The 16,895-nt window shown below is 60.4% G+C and carries 16 protein-coding genes; 4 read left to right on the top strand and 12 right to left on the bottom strand.

All coding sequences use genetic code 11. The features are described from left to right. Positions 1–4: 4 nt before the first annotated feature. From AB8B31_RS05965 to AB8B31_RS05955, 3 genes are read left to right on the top strand one after another with little or no spacing between them, the layout of a single operon-like run. Positions 5–1,021 carry a glycosyltransferase family 2 protein gene (locus AB8B31_RS05965; RefSeq protein ID WP_018241359.1) on the top strand — a complete coding sequence of 339 codons (1,017 nt, stop codon included), beginning with the start codon at positions 5–7 and terminating at the stop codon, positions 1,019–1,021. A gap of 12 nt (positions 1,022–1,033) precedes the next feature. Further along, entirely contained in the window at positions 1,034–2,533 is a 1,500-nt protein-coding gene (locus AB8B31_RS05960) for a glycosyltransferase family 39 protein (RefSeq protein WP_130759538.1), read from the top strand. 1 nt (position 2,534) lies between these two features. Next, positions 2,535–4,022: an ArnT family glycosyltransferase gene (locus AB8B31_RS05955; RefSeq protein WP_131702292.1), complete on the top strand. Its 1,488-nt coding sequence runs from the start codon at positions 2,535–2,537 to the stop codon at positions 4,020–4,022. Positions 4,023–4,027: 5 nt separating this feature from the next. Here the strand turns inward: AB8B31_RS05955 and AB8B31_RS05950 are convergent, their stop codons facing one another. Both AB8B31_RS05950 and AB8B31_RS05945 read right to left on the bottom strand, forming a co-directional pair. Next, entirely contained in the window at positions 4,028–5,395 is a 1,368-nt protein-coding gene (locus AB8B31_RS05950; protein WP_131702291.1) for an aspartate aminotransferase family protein, read from the bottom strand. A gap of 266 nt (positions 5,396–5,661) precedes the next feature. Then, positions 5,662–6,162: a hypothetical protein gene (locus AB8B31_RS05945; RefSeq protein ID WP_131702363.1), complete on the bottom strand. Its 501-nt coding sequence runs from the start codon at positions 6,160–6,162 to the stop codon at positions 5,662–5,664. Positions 6,163–6,423: 261 nt separating this feature from the next. Between AB8B31_RS05945 and AB8B31_RS05940 the strand changes: the two genes are divergently transcribed. Continuing rightward, positions 6,424–6,945, top strand: coding sequence for a tetratricopeptide repeat protein (locus AB8B31_RS05940; protein WP_028734305.1), 522 nt, complete (start codon positions 6,424–6,426; stop codon positions 6,943–6,945). Between the two features lie 118 nt (positions 6,946–7,063). Here AB8B31_RS05940 and AB8B31_RS05935 read toward each other — a convergent pair whose 3' ends face one another. From AB8B31_RS05935 to AB8B31_RS05890, 10 genes are all read right to left on the bottom strand, one after another. Further along, positions 7,064–7,624: a hypothetical protein gene (locus AB8B31_RS05935; RefSeq protein WP_018241353.1), complete on the bottom strand. Its 561-nt coding sequence runs from the start codon at positions 7,622–7,624 to the stop codon at positions 7,064–7,066. A gap of 79 nt (positions 7,625–7,703) precedes the next feature. Next, positions 7,704–9,008 carry an AAA family ATPase gene (locus AB8B31_RS05930; RefSeq protein ID WP_131702290.1) on the bottom strand — a complete coding sequence of 435 codons (1,305 nt, stop codon included), beginning with the start codon at positions 9,006–9,008 and terminating at the stop codon, positions 7,704–7,706. A gap of 15 nt (positions 9,009–9,023) precedes the next feature. After that, complete coding sequence (locus AB8B31_RS05925) at positions 9,024–9,968, bottom strand: type II secretion system F family protein (protein WP_047621483.1); 945 nt, start codon at positions 9,966–9,968, stop codon at positions 9,024–9,026. A 7-nt stretch (positions 9,969–9,975) separates the two neighbouring features. After that, a complete protein-coding gene (locus tag AB8B31_RS05920) occupies positions 9,976–10,929 on the bottom strand; it encodes a type II secretion system F family protein (RefSeq protein ID WP_047621482.1) in 954 nt (317 codons plus the stop codon). Next, complete coding sequence (locus AB8B31_RS05915; RefSeq protein ID WP_131702288.1) at positions 10,926–12,374, bottom strand: CpaF family protein; 1,449 nt, start codon at positions 12,372–12,374, stop codon at positions 10,926–10,928. The genes AB8B31_RS05920 and AB8B31_RS05915 overlap by 4 nt, the downstream gene beginning before the upstream one ends. Positions 12,375–12,393: 19 nt before the next feature. Continuing rightward, complete coding sequence (locus AB8B31_RS05910) at positions 12,394–12,966, bottom strand: L,D-transpeptidase (protein WP_130652093.1); 573 nt, start codon at positions 12,964–12,966, stop codon at positions 12,394–12,396. Further along, positions 12,963–14,105 carry a pilus assembly protein gene (locus tag AB8B31_RS05905; protein ID WP_028734309.1) on the bottom strand — a complete coding sequence of 381 codons (1,143 nt, stop codon included), beginning with the start codon at positions 14,103–14,105 and terminating at the stop codon, positions 12,963–12,965. The genes AB8B31_RS05910 and AB8B31_RS05905 overlap by 4 nt, the downstream gene beginning before the upstream one ends. 28 nt (positions 14,106–14,133) lie before the next feature. After that, positions 14,134–14,757 carry a TadE/TadG family type IV pilus assembly protein gene (locus AB8B31_RS05900; RefSeq protein ID WP_047621478.1) on the bottom strand — a complete coding sequence of 208 codons (624 nt, stop codon included), beginning with the start codon at positions 14,755–14,757 and terminating at the stop codon, positions 14,134–14,136. Continuing rightward, positions 14,751–15,230: a TadE/TadG family type IV pilus assembly protein gene (locus AB8B31_RS05895; RefSeq protein ID WP_047621477.1), complete on the bottom strand. Its 480-nt coding sequence runs from the start codon at positions 15,228–15,230 to the stop codon at positions 14,751–14,753. The genes AB8B31_RS05900 and AB8B31_RS05895 overlap by 7 nt, the downstream gene beginning before the upstream one ends. After that, positions 15,227–16,828 carry a TadE/TadG family type IV pilus assembly protein gene (locus tag AB8B31_RS05890; RefSeq protein WP_047621476.1) on the bottom strand — a complete coding sequence of 534 codons (1,602 nt, stop codon included), beginning with the start codon at positions 16,826–16,828 and terminating at the stop codon, positions 15,227–15,229. Before AB8B31_RS05890 ends, AB8B31_RS05895 begins: the two co-directional genes overlap by 4 nt. Positions 16,829–16,895: the final 67 nt, after the last annotated feature.

Here is a 16,895-nt window from a genome sequence, read left to right as displayed (position 1 = left end):
AAAGTTGCAGACAACGGTAGAGCCCATTCGCGGTACGAATGACCCGGTACAATCGCTCGAGCTGTCGCTGGTCGTACCCATTTTCAACGAAGAGGAAAGCGTCGGCCCGCTCATCGAGCGTGTCGTGGCTGCGATGGTTAGCTACCCCCATCGCTGGGAGCTGATCCTCGTCGATGACGGCAGCACGGATGCGACGCTCGTCAACGCCCGCAAGTACGTCGGGCGCGAGGGGCTAGCGCTGAGGATCGTCGAGTTGCAGCGCAACTTCGGTCAGACCGCAGCCATGCAGGCCGGCATCGACACGGCCCAGGGCCGCCTGATCGCGACGATGGACGGCGACCTCCAGAACGACCCGAAGGACATTCCTTCGATGGTCTCCGAGCTGGAACGGCGTGAACTCGACCTCTTGGTCGGCTGGCGCAAGAACCGCAAGGACGGCCTGTTCCTGCGCAAGATCCCCTCCTGGTGCGCCAACTACCTGATCGGCCGCATCACCGGCGTCAAGCTGCATGATTACGGCTGCAGCCTGAAAATCTACCGTGCCTCGATCATCAAGCAGGTGAAGCTGATGGGCGAGATGCACCGCTTCATCCCCGCCTGGGTCGCCGGTGTGGTGCCGAGCTCGCGTATCGGCGAGATGGCCGTCACCCACCATGCCCGCGAGCACGGCGTTTCGAAATACGGCATTTCGCGCACCTTCCGCGTCATCCTCGACCTGCTATCGGTGATGTTCTTCATGCGCTACAAGGCGCGGCCGGGGCATTTCTTCGGTTCGCTCGGCCTGGGTCTCGGCGCGCTCGCCATGCTGATCCTGCTCTATCTCGGCTTCGACAAGTTCATCATGGGCAACGATATCGGCACGCGCCCGATGCTGATGGTCGGCGTCGTGCTGCTGCTGTCGTCGGTGCAGATGATCACCACCGGCATCCTGGCGGAAATGATTGCGCGCACCTATTATCGCGACGACGCCTCTCCGAACTACATCGTGCGGCAGATCTTCGACGATCAAAGCCAAGCCTAAGCCGGCAGCACGATGCTGGAGCGCGTGACGAGCACGATCAGAACCGCAGGCCTGCTGCTTGCAGCCTATTTCGTGCTCAACATCGCGCTGCGCATCGCGCTTCCGCATTCGCTGGAGCTCGACGAGGCCGAGCAGTCCTTCTTCTCGCAATATCTGCTGGCCGGCTACGGCCCGCAGCCACCTTTCTACAACTGGATGCAATATGCCGTCGTTTCGGTGGCCGGCATGTCGATCGGCGCGCTTGTTGTCCCGAAGAACATCCTGCTATTCCTATCCTATCTCTTCTACGGCCTTGCCGGGCGGCGGGCGCTGAAGGATCAGGCGCTTGCCGCCGTCGCCATGCTGGCGCTGATCACCCTGCCCCAGGTCTCCTACATGGCCCAGCAGGACCTGACCCACACGACGGCGCTGCTCTTTGCCAGCTCGCTTTTTCTCTACGGCTTCTTCCGCACGCTCGACCGGCCCGATATCGGCAGCTATCTCCTGCTCGGGCTTGCGACCGGCATCGGGCTGATCTCGAAATATAATTTCGCGCTGATGCCTGTCGTCGCTTTGATCGCCATCCTGCCCGATGCCGAATGGCGGCGCAGGGCGCTCGACTGGCGCATGCTGGCGGCGATCACTGTCGCACTCGTCATCGTCCTGCCGCACGCGGTCTGGCTGCAGGGCAATCTCGCATTCGCCTCCTCCGACACTCTGGTCAAGATGGCCGCCGGCAGCGAACCGGCCGGCGCCGTGCGGATCGGCAAAGGCCTTGTCGCCTTTCTCGTCGCCATCATCGCCTTTGCGGCGCTGCCGGTGCTGATCTTCGCCGCCACCTTTCGCCGGGATTTTGTCCGGGCGCTTTCGGCGGGCAACCGCTGGACGGGGATGATGGAGCGGATGATGCTCGCAAGTCTCGCCGGCATTGCTCTCATCGTGCTTTTCACCGGCTCCACCACGGTTCGCGAGCGCTGGCTCGACCCGTTCCTGCTGGTGCTGCCGATCTATTTCCTGGCGAAGATGCAGGCGGCCGGGCTCGACCTTTCCGCCGGGCTGCGCCGCTTCCGGCCGGTGCTGCCGGTGCTGATGGCCTGCGTGCTGATCGCCCTCGGTTTCCGTGTCGTCGGCGCCGGGCTGATCGGCACCTACAGCCGGCCGAATGTGCCGATGGCGGGCTTTTCGCGCGAAATGACGCGACAGGCGCAACCCGCACTTGTGATCGCTTCCGACCCCTATATCGGCGGAAACATGCGGCTGCAATTTCCCGATGTGCCGGTGGTGATCCCGGATTTTCCGGCACCGGGCATTCCGGCCTATGCCGAGGCCAAGGGGCCGGTGCTCATCGTCTGGCGCGGCAAGAAAACGGCGACGGCTGCCGATGCGATCATGCCGGAGCGGTTTTCATCAGCGCTGACGGCGGCCGGCATCGCGCTGCAGGAGATCGGCTCGCTGTCGCTTCCCTATTATTTCGGCCGCCAGGGCGACAATTTCGCGCTCGGTTACGCCTGGGTTCGGCCGGAAAGCAAATAGAATGACCGAGAGCAACCGTCGCGACATCAGTTGGATCTTTGCCCTGCTGGCGGCCTATTTCGTGCTTCAGGTCGGCGTGCGGCTCGCAACCTCGCATTCTCTCGATCTCGACGAGGCCGAACAGGTCTTCCGCTCGCAATGGCTTGCCGCCGGCTACGGCCCGCAGCCGCCCTTCTACAACTGGCTGCAATACACCGTCTTCCAGTTCGCCGGTGTCTCGCTAACCGCCCTTTCGGTGGTGAAGAACCTACTGCTGTTCAGCTCCTACGTGCTCTACGGCCTGACCGCGCGGCTTATCCTGCGCGACAAGGCGCTGGTGGCGATCACCACGCTCGGGCTGCTGACGATCCCGCAGATGGCTTTCGAGATGCAGCGCGACCTGACGCATACGGTCGCCGTGTTCTTCTCGGCCAGCATCTTCTTCTACGGCTTCATCCGCAGCCTGAAGCAGCCGAGCCTCGCCTCCTATCTCATCGCCGGCATCGGCATCGGTTTCGGCCTGCTCGCTAAATATAATTTCGCGATCTTGCCGGCGGCAGCCCTGATTGCCGCGCTTTCGGATGCGCGCCTGCGGCCGCGGATCTTCGACTGGCGACTGATGCTGACGGCGGCGGTGGCGCTCGTCATCATCCTGCCGCATCTCTTCTGGCTGAAGGACAATCTCGATTTCGCCACCGCACGCACCCTGGAGAAGATGACCGCGAGCGGCCATGCGAGCTATCTCACCCAGGTGGCCATGGGCGTCAGTTCACTGGCTCTCGCCATCATCAGCTTTGCCGGATTGACCGCGGCGGTATTCGCGCTCGTCTTCGGCAGGAGCCTTCGTCCGACACTCGGCTCCGGTTCGGAATGGACGCGGCTGCTCGAGCGGATGATGCTCGTCTTCTTGGCCGGCATTCTGCTTCTGATCGTCTTCGGCGGCGCGGCCGGCATCAAGGATCGCTGGCTGGTGCCGATGCTCTTCATCCTGCCGCTCTATTTCTGCCTGAAGATCGAGGCGGCAGGCGTCGCGACAGACAGGGCGTTCCGGCGTTTTATGGCCATCGTCACCGTCATCATGATCGGTGTGCCGGCGGCCCTTTACGGAAGCGTCGCGACTGCACGCTTCACCGGTCATTACGAGCGGCTGAACAGGCCTTATGCCGGCATGCTGGAAATCTTGCGCAGACAGGCCGAACCGGCGGCGGTCCTTGCCGGCGACAGCTTGCTTGCCGGCAATGTCAGGCAAGATATTCCCGGTGTGCCGGTCCTCTCCGTCGATTATCCCGGCTTCCACCCGGATCTTGCGGGTCGGCGACCGCTTCTCCTCGTGTGGCTCCTCCCGCAGAAGGGGGGAAGCGAAGCGCTTCCGCCTGATATGGCTGAATGGCTGCAGGCCAATCTCGGCGCGTCCGTACCGCAGGCGTCGGTGATCGACGTGCCCTATTTCTATCGGCGCGGCGGCGACAGCTACCGTTTCGGCTATGCCTGGGTCAATCAGCCGGGCTGAGCGAATCAGGATTTCAGCTCCTTCCAGGCCAAATCCAGCGCCAATCGGGTGATCCTCGCCATCTCGTCCACCTCTGCGTGGCTGATGACGAGCGGCGGCGAGGCGAGCATGCGGTCGCCGGTGGCGCGCAGCACGAGGCCGTTCGCCAGCGCGTGGTTGCGCACCAGCGCACCGACCTGATCGGGCTTGGCATAACGGGTGCGCGTGCTCTTCTCGGCGGCAAGCTGCAGGCCGCCCATCAGGCCGATGCTGTCGGCCTCACCGACGAGATCATGTTCAGCGAGCGCTGCCCAGGCCTTGCCGAAATAGGGTCCGATATCATCGCGCACCCGTTCGACCAGTCTTTCCTCTTCGATGATGCGCAGGTTCTCGAGTGCGGCGGCGGCGCAGACCGGGTGGCCGGAATAGGTGAAGCCGTGATTGAATTCGCCGACCTCGTTGATCAGCACATCGGCGATGCGGTCGCTGACGAGCACGCCGCCGATCGGCAGGTAACCGGAGGAAAGCCCCTTGGCGATCGGCGCCAGATCGGGCTCGACGCCGAAATGCTGGTGGCCGAACCAGGCGCCCAGCCGGCCGAAACCGCAGATGACCTCGTCGGTCACCAGCAGGATATTGCGCGCCTTGCAGATGCGGTCGATCTCCGGCCAGTAGGTCTCGGGCGGGATGATGACGCCGGCCGCCCCCTGCACCGGCTCGGCGACGAAGGCTGCGACATTCTCCTCGCCCAGCTCATCGATCTTCGCTTCGAGCTCGCGGGCGACCTTGAGACCGAATTCGGCGGGCGTGAGATCGCCCCCCTCGCCGTACCAGTAGGGCTGGCCGATATGGACGATACCAGGTATCGGCAGATCGCCCTGCTCGTGCATGTATTTCATGCCGCCGAGGCTGGCGCCGGCGACGGTCGAACCGTGATAACCGTTCTTCCTCGATATCATGATCTTCTTCGACGGCTTGCCGACGGCGCTCCAATAGACACGCGCCATGCGAAACCAGGTGTCGTTCGCCTCCGAGCCGGAGCCGGTGAAGAAGACATGGTTGAAACGCTCGCCGGCATGCGAGGTGACCTTCTGTGCCAGCAGCGTCGTCGGCGTCGAAGTCGTGCCGAAGAAGGTGTTGTAATAGGGCAGCTCGTTCATCTGCCTGGCCACGGCGTCGGTGATCTCCCGGCGGCCATAGCCGATATTGACGCACCAGAGGCCGGCGAAACCGTCGAGATATTTTTTGCCGTGATTGTCGAAGATGTGGACGCCCTCGCCGCGCTGGATAATGCGCGTTCCTTCGGCATTCAGCTTTTTCATGTCGGCGAAGGGATGCAGGTGGTGCGCGGCGTCGATCGCGGCCAGGTTCGAGGGTGGGTAGGTATCTGGCATGGTGGTAAAGACCCTCGCGGATTGAAAGGCTGATGTCGATGGGATGGGAGCTTGGCCTTGTCCCGGAGGATTTTCAAGGTCATGGCGAGCGACAGGATGGACAGCAAGGCCGAAGGCGGCGACCCGGGCGAAACCGAAAATCTTCAAGGCGGCTGCGCCAAGCTTCGGCTTCTCCTGCGCCTTGGCTCGAGCCGGTCCTGCCTGCGCTGCCGCAACTCGAGGTGCGTCTTGCCGCGCCTCCGGCGGGGCGGTTCAACCCTTTTCTATCACGCCGATATTGCACGCTTGATGACTGTTAAATGGCTGCAGATGCAGGCCAAAAACACGGATATGAAAAGGAAGGTCCCAAGCGGTTGGGATAGCGGCAGGAACGACCAGTCGCCCCGTTGAAATTGAGGCAGCGCAAAGTCGGAAAGGCCGGCTTGCGCAACGGCTCCCCGCACCATGGTTAGACCGGTCGCGATCAGCGCGATATGGGCATGGATGAATCCTGACCGGCGGTGTCTTTGCGGCTGCATGGCCACTCGAATCCCGAAAATCGATGCCAGCATCAACAGGACCGTGGCGCTCCAAATTCCAACGCCGGGTATCGCCAAAAGCAGATAGATCGGCTCGCGCATGACCGGAAGTATCGTCATATAAAGCCACCAGGCGAAGGCACTTGAGGCGTGGCTTTCCAGGAGCGGTATGCTGAGAACGAAGATCGATGCTGTCGCGTAAGTCAGCGATGGCCCGAGTCGCATCAGCGTGAAAATAGCGATCCGCATGCGGCGTTCCATCCTTTGACCTGAGGAGGGGGATAGGCGACGTTGATTGATTTCCACTCAGGGAGTCACCGGGGGGAAGATGATGCCTACCTTGGATAGCAGGCATTTTTATCACGCTGTCGCGTTCCGGCGAAGATCGCCTCTGTCGCTTTTTTGTGAGTATGTGCTTAAATTCTTGAGTTGTTAGCTTTTTTTTACGATGATCGCCGGTGAGCGCATCCGAGTCTTAGGTAAGAGTGTCTGATGGGGATCAAATTGCCAATATTGCAGATCAGAGCTGGGACTAAATGCATTGCGCTTTTGATAGCGACTGGAGCGATTTTAGCTGGTTGCCAGTCATCCGGCGCTGATGGCCTGGCTGCTTATGGCGATAGTGCAAAGACCCTTGAGGATGACTCAGCCGTCGCCTTCTATAAGAACGACGAGTTGATAACCACCGGCAAATTGCAGTTTCAGGAAAAGAACTACGGAAAATCTTATGCCATTTACAAGCGAGCGGTTGACGTTTTTCCGCAGGATCCGGCTGCTTGGTTAGGCTTGGCGGCCTCCGCCGACATGGTTGCCCGCTTCGACACGTCCGACCGCGCCTACCAGCAACTCTCGCGAATGATCGGCAACACCCCGGTCTACTACAACAATATCGGATATTCTCACCTGTTGCGCGGTGACTTGCGCACGGCCAGGCGGTATTTCCTGAAAGCCTATGAGCTTGATCCCGGAAACGAAGTCACTGCCCGTAATCTCGAATTGATGAAGAACAGCGTAAATTACGCTCAGCGGTGATAGGCCCTGCAGCGATCGACAATCTGGGTCGAGATGAGATTGCCCTTGCGCATTGCGAGCATCGGCGCCCCCTGGCAGCATCCACCGATTGCTTTGGAGATTTCGGCGAACGCGGGGTTTACCGGGCCTTCCGAAGGATGAGCTGGCCTTCCGGCGAGAGTGTGCGCTCGTAACGCGGCAGGTCACTGACGGCAATGCCCCCGGCTTCGAGGGACGCAAGGCTGCTATCCGAAGCTTGAGCTTCCGCCGGCACGGCACGGGGTGCGAAAAATTGTGCTGGCTCCTTGCCGGGTGCGCTAAGGACCAAAGCTGAACCCATCCGAAGACCACTTGTGTCGTTTCGCCGTTCGTTCATCATAGTCTTTTGCAGCTCATCCATCCCCTGGCGGATAAGTGCGACTTCGTCAGCCTTGGCATTATCCGCGATGTTGCCCGACTGCTTTTCCATTTGTCCCCTCAGACCATCGATGGACCTCTTAAGCGCGGCGATGGTCTCGCGGCTCTCGCGAACATCGGCTGAGTTTTTGGCGGTATAGATGAGAACGCCAGCATTCACAGGCAAGAGCATCAGCAGCAAACCGACGAGTAGCGAGCTTTTCGAGCCCCGCTGCTCTATCACTCGCAAATTGCTTGGTTTTGCGCGGTCTGCTTCGACCTCAATGCCCGGAATGCTAGTCATTCGTTTACTCCCCGTAAGTCATCAAATCTGCGTTGGACACATTGTCCAGGAACACGCCGTGTCAGTGACAAGCCCGCAATCACTCCGATGTAAACACGCCTTCCCACGCCCGTTCGAGCATATCGAGCGAAGCGTTTCCGGCTATGCCGTTGAACTCGCAATAAGAACCGACGAAATCCAGAAGATATTTCGGATGGTAGCAAGACGCCAGCACATCGCCTTTGTACTTGCGATCGTAGAACAGGTTCAGGTCTGGATCACACACAGCCAATCCGGTGCTGCTGGCATAGGATTTGAAAATTCTGATATATTCGTCGCGCGACGGCGTGTTCACAAAGATCTTATACTTGAGTCGCCGCAAGCCCGCCTCGTCGGAAAGGTCCTTCGGTGCGATATTCGTCGAAAACACCACCAATTCGTCAAAGGGAACCCTGAACTTCTTGCCGGTGTGCAGCGTCAGGAAGTCATATCCACGCTCGAGCGGCACAATCCACCGATTGATGAGCGCCTGCGGCGCCACTTGTTGACGCCCGAAGTCGTCGATGATGAAAACGCCGCCTGATGCCTTCAAGTGTATGGGCGCTTCATAGACATTCGGTCCTTCGTTGAAAGTGAGGTCGAGCTGATCGAGGGTCAATTCCCCGCCCGTCTTGATCACCGGACGGCGGCATTCGATCCATCGTTGATCCGCTTTCGGATGGGATTCCGTGTCAGCCTCCGATACGGGGTGATGCACTGCTTCGTCATAGAAACTGATGACATGGCCGCCGACCTCGATGGCATAGGGCACCCAGATCGTTTGGCGAAACAGTTGCGACGTCCGCTCGGCGATGCTCGTCTTTCCGTTGCCGGGTGGGCCGTAAAGCAGGATAGAGCGACCGGAGTTGATGGCCGGGCCGAGCTTTTCGACCAAGGCATCCGAGAGCACCAGCCCGTCAAGGCTGTCGTTCAGCCGCTCCGGGGTCACGCGCTCGTGATGGATGGACTGCAAAACGACTTGCCGGCAGAACGCGTCCAGCGACACCGGCGCCGGGCCGACATATTGGCATTGACGCGACGCCGCGTGGGCATATTCGAACCCCTTCATGGAAAGCGCATATCGAATATCGGATCTCACATCCTCACCAGCCAAGCCGCGCGCCTCGAGATAGGCGAGTTTCACGAGCTCCTTGATCAGGATATTGACGATCACTTTCGGCAATTTCATTCGGTCAGCGAGATGGGATGCCGTGGTGGTGTCCTGCTCGGCCGCGCATTTTGACGCCAGCCGAAGCAGGAACGACGGATCCAGTCCGGCCTGTTCGATGCTTGCCGGTGCCATCGGCATGCGCGGATCGAGGGAAATGATGGCATCCTTACGATTCTGTTCGAGCGAATACTGCATACGACCTCGCTTGGCTCAACCGCCGGGTTTCATGCCGATGAGAAGACTGATGACACGGATAACAATGGGAACGAGAACGATGATGAGGCTTACCGGAAAAAGAAACGCGCCGAGCGGCAGCAGCATCTTGACCGGCAGGGCGTTTGCCTTTTCCTCCGCGCGAATAATCCGGAGGTCGCGCATTTCCTTGCAGTAGACCCGCAGCGTCTGCGTTACGCTGGTCCCGAGCTCTTCCGATTGGCGGAACAGAACGGACAGGGCCCGGGCTTCGTCAATCCTCAGGCGGATGGCGAGGTTGGCGAGCGCCTCGCGCAATCGCCGGCCGCCCCGCACTTCCAGCATCATGATCGAGAGATGCAGGCCGAAGTCCTGCTGCTTGGCAACGAATTCCCGGGCAACACGGTTCGCCGACGCCTCGATGCTCATCCCCGCATCGAGGCAGACGATCAGCATATCCATGAAATCGGGAAAGAGGCGGCGGTACTCCCTCTCCTTGGCGGCACCACGCCGGTCGATATAGATGTTGACCAGAATGAAGGTCATGCCCGCAGCAAACATGGCAAGGATCAGCGTCACTATCTGCGACATATCAGGCGCGAACCGGTTTAAGGCCCAGACCGCCGCGACCAGCACGCTGATACAGACCATCGCGCGAACCACCTGGAAGGCAGTCACGGCGCCGGCAGCGAAATACCCCGCCCGGATCAGCCGGTTCTGGGTGGAGTTCACATTCGTGTCACGTCGGGTAATCTCGAAATAGCGACGGATCAGGCGGTTTTCCGCCTCACCGAGATCGGCGATCGTCGTATCGCCAAGGTGGAATTCCTCGCCTGATGCCGCCGAGCTCTTCGACACCCGAACCGAAACCTCACGCTGCCGAAAAAACAATTCCGATGCCGCTGTAAAAAAGATCAGCACTGCAAAGAAGACGATGAGGTAAATTCCATACTCACTCGACATAACAGCCTCAGTACTCGAAGTTGACCATCTTGTAGAGAATGACGTTCCCGATCGCCATGACGGCCAGCAGCACGCTCACCACCATGGTTCCGTGGCCGCTATCCCAGACGGGATCGAAGTAGGTCGGCGACAACGCCTTGATCATCGCGTAAAGCAGGAACGGATAGCCCGACATGAAGATCGCCGTGATGCGTCCTTCCGAGGAAATCGCCTTGACCTTTGCCTTCAGCATATACCGGTCGCGCAGCGTCTTCGAAAGGTTCTGCAGGATCTCCACGAGGTTTCCGCCGGTTCCGGCCTGCACGCTCAGCGATATCGCAAGCAGGTTGAGATCCTCGACGCCGACCCGGTTCGCCAAGTTGACAAGGGCATCGTCCAGCGTCACGCCGTAGGTGAGCTCATCCGAGAGGAGGCCGAACTCGGTGCCGATCGGATCGGGCATCTCACGTGCCACCAAAGAAATCGCCGCCGGCAGCGGGTGGCCGGCGGCCAAGCTGCGATTGGCGACATCGAGCGCTTCAGGAAGCTTCAGTTCGAACTTCCGCATGCGGCGCGCCCGGGCGCGCCAGACGACGAGCGCCGGGATGAGGAGACAGATCAGGAGAAAGACGGGGATCCTGAACAGAGTGCTGGGCACGAGGAACCCCACGGCCAGCCACGTCAAAAGGGCGCCCGCGATCGCGAAGAGAGCAAATCGCCTGGCATCGAACTTGATTCCCGACTGGGCGTAGAACTGCAGCAGCCGCTGCGTGATGGGGGTTTGCCGCCAACCGCCGCCGGCACCGCGCTCCTTCAGCATATCGCTATAGGTCTTGCGATGATCATCGCTGACCTCGAGCAAGCTCAGCCGATGGTTCACGGCGCGGTGTCGTTCGGAGCTCTTGAAGTAGCTGCGCATGATCGCTTCGACAGCGACAAGGGCGGCGGTGAAAACGGCGGCGTAAAGGAGAGTCAGGGTCATTGGACAGGTCCCGTTTGCAGCGGTTTGCCGGGATCAAAAATCGCCACAGGGATCTCGATCCCGAGTTCGGCAAATTCCTCGACGAACCGCGGCCGGATGCCGGTGGCGCGGAATTCTCCATGGATCCGCCCACCTTCATCGGTGCCGATTTTCTTGAATTTCATAATCTCCTGCATCTGCACGACTTCGCCTTCCATGCCGGTGATCTCGGAAATCGAGACGATCTTGCGGCTGCCGTCGCTCAGGCGCTGGACCTGCACGATCATGGTGATGGCGGACGAGATCTGCGAGCGAATGCTCAACTGCGACATCGGCATCCCTGCCATGCCGACCATCTGCTCAAGCCGGCCGACGGCGTCGCGCGGCGTGTTGGCGTGAATGGTCGTCATCGACCCCTCGTGACCGGTATTCATCGCCTGCAGCATGTCGAACGCCTCGTCGCCGCGTACTTCGCCGACGATGATGCGGTCGGGACGCATGCGCAGGGCGTTTTTCAAAAGTTCGCGTTGACGGATTTCGTTGCGCCCGTCGAGCGTTGGCGGCCGGGTTTCCAGACGCCCGACATGCGGCTGCTGCAGTTGAAGCTCGGCTGCATCCTCGATGGTGATCAGGCGCTCCCTTGGAGAAATCTGCGACGAGAGAGCGTTCAGCAAGGTGGTCTTGCCAGAACCGGTGCCGCCTGAAATGACCATGGACACCTTGCCCTTGACCGCGGCGCTGAGAAGGACGCGCATCGCATCGGCCATAGCCCCATATTGCACGAGGCGCTCCATTGTCAGCGGCTTGCGCGTGAATTTGCGAATGGAAACGAGCGGTCCGTCGACCGAGATCGGCCTGATGGCGACGTTGACACGCGAGCCATCCTTGAGGCGGGCGTCAACCATCGGCGTTGACTCGTCGACACGGCGGCCAACCGCCGAGACGATCTTGTTGATCACCCGAAGCAGGTGGTCCTCGTCTTTGAACCGCACGGCGGTGCTCTCGAGCTTGCCGCTCCGCTCGACATAGACGCTGTTGTAGCCGTTGATGAGAATATCTGCGATCGTGTCATCGGCCAGCAGCGGCTCGATCGGTCCCAGCCCAAGCATCTCGTCGGTGATATCGCGGATCAGATCATTGATTTCCTTGGCATTCAGCGGAAAGTTGTTGTTCCGAATATAGTCCTTGACCAACGGCCGGATCTCGGTGGCGATCTCCTCGTTGTCGAGTGTGTCGAGGATCCCGAGGTTGATGCGATCGAGCAGGTAGCGGTGCAGATTGACCCGCTCGGAAACCATGTCCGGCCCGAACGAAGCCTCTTCGCCACTCGCCGTGGCGCTGTCGGAGGCCGGTTGGGCAGGCATGTTCTCAACTGCGCCGACCAAAGACAGTTCGGCCGCCTCCGGATGTTCCCGGCTTTCCGGTTCCCGCTGCTTGTAGAAACGCCCGATGATACCGTTCGCCATGTTTCCCGCCCCTGAACTCTTATTTTACAATCACCGTGGAACCGACTTTCACCCTCTCATAGAGATCGATGACGTCGGCATTGCTCATGCGAAAACAGCCCGATGACGCGAAACCGCCGACCGTCGACTGCTCGTTCGTTCCATGAATGCGATAGAGCGTGTCGGTCCCGCCCTTGTAGAGATAGATCCCGCGGGCACCCAAGGGATTAAGCGGTCCGGCCGGTACCAGGTCCGGAAGTCCGGCTGCGCGCGCCTTCATCTCGGCAGGCGGGCGCCAGTCAGGCCACTCTGCCTTGCGTCCAACCTTGACGGTACCGCTCCAGCGAAATCCGTCTCGTCCGACGCCGATTTTGTAACGGATCGCGCGTCCTTCGGAGATGACGAGATCCAGCGTACGATTGCCGCTGACGATGACGATTGTCCCAGCCGCATAGCTTTTTTCGATCGTCACCACGGCGCTTGTCGTCGGCCCAAGGCTCCGCGGCACAAGCCCGCCTGCCGCAGCGTTCCCGACAGCGGCCAGAATTGCCAAAACCGCAAGACCGACATCGGCGGCGCGGGACCTTATGCGCCCACTGTCGATCGCCTTCATCGCACCAGTGCTCCAAGTTTGCCGACCGCGCCGCAGAAGCGCGCCCGGGAATTCACTTGAGATGGCAGCACGCCGCGGTTGACTGCCTCGCTCAGAGTATCCCAGTCATCCGCAATGACATGCGTCGGAATCTCCTTGAAGATCTTCTCCGTTTGTTGTCGGCGCAGGCCGAGGCCGAAAAGCTTGCTGCGGTATTTGTTGATGACGATGAATATCTGATCCGAGCTGCCGCGCAGCCGTACCAGATTGGCAAACAAATCCTTGGCTTGAGAAAGCGCAGGGACCGTCATTTCGGTGACGATGCAGATGCTGTTGACCGAGCTGAGCACCTCGTATTTCCACGGCGTGTCATAATAGGGAATGTCGATGATCGTGTGGTCGCTCTCGAAGGCGGCCACGTCGAGCATACGCAGCACGAGTTCCCGGCCCTTGGGTGCCAGAAGGACTGCTGGCTGCTTGAAGGACAGCAGTGAAAAGCCGCCCGAATGACGCTTTCGAACCAGATCGATGAATTCCAGATCGACCCGGGAAGGATTGGCGATGACTGGTTTCAAGTCGTAGTCGTTGACGAGGTTGAGATAATAGCCAAGCATCCCGGAGCAAAAATCCGTGTCGAACAAGTCAACCCGCGGCGTCGAGTTCTTGGTCGGCTGGGCCAGCGCATGCGCAAGCGACGAAGCGATCATGCTGGCGCCCGCGCCACCGACGGCTGAGACCACGGCATGCACCCGGCTGTCGCTGGCCCCAGTGCCTGGCGCATGGGTCGAAATCATGTCGATCAGTGCGCGGCGCTCGAGCGGCTTCTTCAGCCAGTCATTGCCGTTCAGGCGGAAGAGCAGCCGCAGCATGTCGTCCGGCAGCTCTTCGGAAACGACGACGAGCGGAATGTCCCGATAGGTGGTGCGAAACGCGAAGAGCTCCGGCTGGTGCAGCAATTTCCCGTTGTCGACGTCGAGAACGATCAGGTCGAACTGCGTCGGATCGAACCGGCCCTTTTCTCCGAGCGCCTTCAGCGAGAGATGGCGGACATCGTAACGCGAAAGCGACCCGAACGTATCGAGCATGAAGCTCGCTGCAGCCGCGTCGTCGGAGAGAACCAGGATCTTGGTGGATGCGGCAATGTTCATGTGAGCTGTCATTTCGCTTTCCTACGCATACTTTAAGGAGTCAGCAGGTTGAGCACGTCTTTAGATCTTCCGTCGTGATCGTCACCGGATGGGCCGGGATGGTGATGTCGTTAAGTCCCAACAGCCCGCCGAGGATCGGCAGATCGAAGGTGATGTTGCGTACCTCCAGCCGCATCGTCAGCACGGGCCCGTCCGGCCGGCCCCAGTAGCCGAGCCCCGATCGCTGGTAGGTGACCATCAGCTTATCCGGCGTGATGCGCCAATTGAGGTCGCAAATGCCGGGGTGAGGATCAGTTCCCGCGTTGCAAAGGCCGTCACTTCCCAGGACGATCCGGTTCAATGCCGCCGTGCAGTTCGCCAGAGCCGGCCCGCAGGTCGAGGATATCGTGGCATCGTTCGGCGCCGCTTTGCCGTTGTTGAGTGGATCGGCAGCTCCGATCGGGAAAACGGCATTGAAATTCGTCGTCACCGGATCGGATACGGCCGCCAGACGGGCACCATATTGCAGTGCCTTGACGGTCTGGTTCCACTGCGACATGGCATAGCCGAACTCGATGAAGGCGGCGAATACCAGCATCACGATCGGAAAGGTCAGCAATGCTTCGACAAGGCTGGCACCACTGCTATCCTGCCAGAAGGTCTTGATCGCCCTAGAGGTCACCATCCGATGTATCTCTCTTCATGGAATGAGCTGATCGTGATGGCGTCGATTCCGAGAAAGCCGAACACCGGCGAGGTCTCGTAGAGATGAGCAGTTGAGATGGTGATGTTCCCGTCTGCATCGGGTGCAGTGATGGTAATGTCGGCAGCGTCCTTCCAGCCGGGGACACGGGGTTTAGCGTTTGCCGCAGGTGTTTGCGTTCCGTAAAAGGCGATCGTCTTCGCAGTCGCCTGATTGCATGTCGGCACATAGGTTCCCGACACCGGCCGGCATCGCGAGAGGTAGCGCCCCGCATCGCGCAAGCCTGCGTCGATCTGCATACGCTCCCAGAAGATGCTGCCAAACTCCAGTATCCCCGCCGCAAAGAGCGTCACAAAGGGGATGGCGAGCAGCGCTTCGGCAAGCACCGCGCCTTCCTCCCGCCGCCAGAAGCCGGGGCAAAGCCGATGCCTGATAAAGTTGCGGAGCGCCATCATCTGACCAGCTCCGCTTCTTCCCGGAGGAAATCTTCGAGTGTGCCCCGTCCACCCTTGCCGCTGATGTCGATCACTTCGAGCGACAGATAGCGTTCGCTGCCGGCCTTGATCGCCGGTTTGGTCATGAACATGCGGGCGAAGGCAACCGCCTGCGTCTGCTTCTGACCGTTCAGATGGCCGATCGATGCTTCGTAGCCGCAATTGACGATCGCGGCGAAGATCTCACGACGATCGCCATACTCGTCCGCCGTGTAGTTCGAAAGGGAAGGTCCCGAATAGCACTGGCCGCCGCCTGTCGTCGGATTGCCGACCTCGCCGTTCGCCGAGGCATGGTTGAGTAGCGCCGGGGTGTTGAGTTCGTAACGATAGACATCGTAGGCGGAGGGCCGGCTCGGTGTTCCGGTGGCTGTCGGCGGATAGCTGGAATGATTGCTGAGAATGGCGCTGACCGACGGCGGCGTCCCGCCCTGTGCGACGCTCCAGTAGTTTGCGTAGTTCCAATTGTTGCTGCTGCTGATCTTGCCGCCGCCAAGCGTGCTCATGGCTGAACCGTAGCCCAACGGCACCGCCTTGGTGACATCACCGACCGCGCTGCCGACCATTGCCGGGTCGTAATCCTTGCAGCCGTTCTGTCCCGTTTGCTTTTGTGCGGAGCGCACGTTCTGGGCCGGGCGATAGCGGCCGTCATTGCGCGAGCCCTTGAACGACCCCTCATAAATGCCGAAGCGCGTATTGACGCCAGCCTCCACAGGCCCGGCGACGGCACCCGTCTTGGTATCCAGGCTGTCCTGCGTATAGCAGGCTCCCGGATTGCCGGTGGCGAGAGCCTCCGCCAGCACGTTTGCGCCATTGCCCAGCGGTGTCCGCAGGAACCCGAAATTACCAGGCCCGGGATTGGACGAAGACGTGCTGTTCATTTCGATCTGCCGGCCGTAGAGATTGCCGGCCGCGAAGTTGGTGTGGAGATCCGCCGCCGCCTGTTCGTTGGCGGCCGGGCTCGTATTGCCGGCCGGCTCGTAGGGATTGCAGATGAAGAGCGGCGTGATGTCACAGGCGCTGGCATGGTATACGGCCACAGCATCGGCAGCGATGTTGATCGTATTGCGGGTGAAGCCAACGGGGATCGGAAAGATCGTCTGCATCGCCTGCGGCTTGGCGATGACCCAGGCGTAGGACGCTTCGCTGGCCGTGGTCGTTTGCATCGAAGACGGGATGGGCGTGTCGTCGTTGGCCGGGATGCTCTTCAGAAAAAGCACGGTGACAGTGCTTCCGGCATCGTTGCCGGCGTGGTAGGCCACGGTAATATGCGAGCCAAGCGACATGCCGGCCCCGCCCCCGGAAAAAGCCGCGCTATTGGCGATTTTCTCGATCGACGTCTGCGCCCTCGAAATGGCATCATCGCGGCCATCGAGTTCGCGAGCTCCGGCCAACGCCATCGCATCGACCGCGTTCTGGAGATCGGTATGCAGGTTGCTGCTGCGGCCGACGTCGATGATCAGCAGCGAAAAGCCGAGAAGCATAGGCATGGCGATGAGCGTCAAGGCGATAACATAGCCACGATGATCGTTCCAGAACCGTCTGACAACCCTGCTCAGCATTGGCATACCCCCATCACGGCGCTATCGCCGTGACGACCCTGTTTCGTGCATTTTCCCTTCCGGCGCG

The organism is Rhizobium sp. 62_C5_N11_2 (assembly GCF_051811185.1).
GTDB lineage: Bacteria > Pseudomonadota > Alphaproteobacteria > Rhizobiales > Rhizobiaceae > Rhizobium > Rhizobium leguminosarum.
This window is presented reverse-complemented; position numbering and strand designations above follow the sequence as displayed.